This window comes from Micromonospora sp. NPDC050980 (assembly GCF_040653835.1).
In the GTDB taxonomy this organism is placed as follows: Bacteria; Actinomycetota; Actinomycetes; order Mycobacteriales; family Micromonosporaceae; genus Micromonospora.
The window spans coordinates 1-1660 of record NZ_JBFAGS010000071.1; the positions used below are offsets into that span (position 1 = coordinate 1).

Here is a 1660-nt window from a genome sequence, read left to right on the forward strand (position 1 = left end):
GCGGTCGTCGCGGAGTTTGCCGACGAGTTCGGCGGTGAGGTGTTGGGCTTCGGCGGCGCTGCCGCCGTTGCCGGCCACCAGCAACCGGCCGCCCCGGACCAGCGTCCAGGCCAGCTCACTGCCCCAGCCGGCCAGCCGCTGCGCCTCCCGGCGGTACGGCAGCAGGGCGGCGGCCAGCCCGGACAGGTGGGTGTCGAGCGGGTCGGCGTGCGTCATCACGCCACCGCCTGGGCGGGCCGGGCGGCGGTGGTCAGCGCGTCGTAGACCGCGCCGAGCTGCTCGGCGCAGCGCTTCCAGGAGTAGCGGCTGCGGATGCGGTCGAGCGCGGCGGTGGCGTACGCGAACCGGCGCACGTTGTCGCTGAGCAGCCGGCGCAGCGCGACGCCCAGCGCCCGGGGGTCACGCGGCGGCACCAGGTCGCCGGTGAGCCCGTCCACCACGCTGTCGGCGATGCCACCGACATCGGTGCCGACCACCGGCACGCCGCAGGCCATCCCCTCCAGCGGGGTGAGCCCGAACGGCTCGTACCAGGGGGCGGCCACGAGCACGTCGGCCGACCGGTACCAGGTGCCCATCTCCTCGCGGGGCACGCCGCCGAGCAGTCGTACCCGGTCGGCCACGCCGCACGACTCGGCGAGCGCGGACAACCGGCGGGCGAACGTGTCGGCGGGCAGCAGGTCGGCCGGCGGGCCGCCGACGACCACGCATTCGGCGCCTGGCACCGCCGGCAGCGCCCGGACGACGTCGAGGAAGCCCTTGCGCTCGACCATCCGCCCCACGGTGAGGATGCGCGGGCGGGCCGGGTCGCGGGGCGCGACCGGGCCGTCCGGGCGGAACACCGACTGGTTGACGCCGGAGGGGACGAGTGCCATCCGGGACCGCGGCACGCCCATCCGGACCAGCTCGGCCACCTCGTCCTCGCACTGCACGACGACCCGGTCGACGGCCCGGCCGAGCGCCCGCTCGTAGCCGATCCGCCCCGGTGGGCTGGTGTCCCGGCCGCCCTGGTGACGGCGCTTCACGGTGCCGAGCGCGTGGTAGGTCAGCACGGTCGGCACGCCGGTGCGACGACCCGCGTGCACCGTGGCCAGTCCGCTCATCCAGAAGTGGGCGTGCGCCACCTGCGGGGTCCAGCCGCGCCGCCAGGTGTCCGCCAGCCAGTTGCCGAACTCGCCCATGTACGGCAGCAGCTCGTCCTTCGGCACCCGCCGGGCGGGGCCGGCCGGCACATGGCACACCTGGTAGCCGCCGTCCGGGGCGGTGATCGCCTCGGGCTGCGCGGGGGAGTCGCGGCGGGTGTAGACGCGCACGTCGTGGCCCGCCTCGACGAGCGCGCAGGCGAGTTCGGCGACGTGTGTGTTCTGGCCGCCGGCGTCCTCCTCGCCGAGGACGGCGAGCGGGCTGGCGTGCTCCGAGATCATCGCGATGTGCATGTTTCCTCCTCCAAGATCCGATCCCAGTCGGCCAGGAACCGGTCCAGACCGAACCGTTCCCTGGCCACCTCGCGTGCCCGGGCGCCGAGCCGGCGCGCGGCGTCGGCGTCCCGGGCCAGCCAGCGCGTCGCCTCGACCAGCACGTCGACCCGGGTGGAGAGCACCCCGGCGTCCGGTGGTATGGCTTCGACCGCTTCGGTGGTGGCGAGGGCGACGACGGGCATGCC

1 protein-coding gene and 2 pseudogenes are annotated in these 1660 nt (G+C 75.5%); all 3 read right to left on the reverse strand.

What is annotated here, in order from left to right:
* Positions 1-216: pseudogene (locus tag AB0H28_RS30060) on the reverse strand (phosphoheptose isomerase); the annotation flags it as partial.
* The gene (locus AB0H28_RS30065; RefSeq protein ID WP_358047518.1) at positions 216-1433 is read right to left on the reverse strand and encodes a glycosyltransferase; all 1218 of its coding nucleotides are present in this window, start codon (positions 1431-1433) and stop codon (positions 216-218) included. The pseudogene AB0H28_RS30060 and the gene AB0H28_RS30065, both read right to left, overlap by 1 nt.
* Positions 1418-1660 (reverse strand): annotated as a pseudogene (locus tag AB0H28_RS30070) (glycosyltransferase family 1 protein); the annotation flags it as partial. The pseudogene AB0H28_RS30070 and the gene AB0H28_RS30065, both read right to left, overlap by 16 nt.

What these genes read in the sequence shown, in the direction of transcription:
- AB0H28_RS30065 (WP_358047518.1), bottom strand. Translation starts at nt 1,433, where the DNA reads ATGCACATCGCGATGATCTCGGAGCACGCCAGCCCGCTCGCCGTCCTC.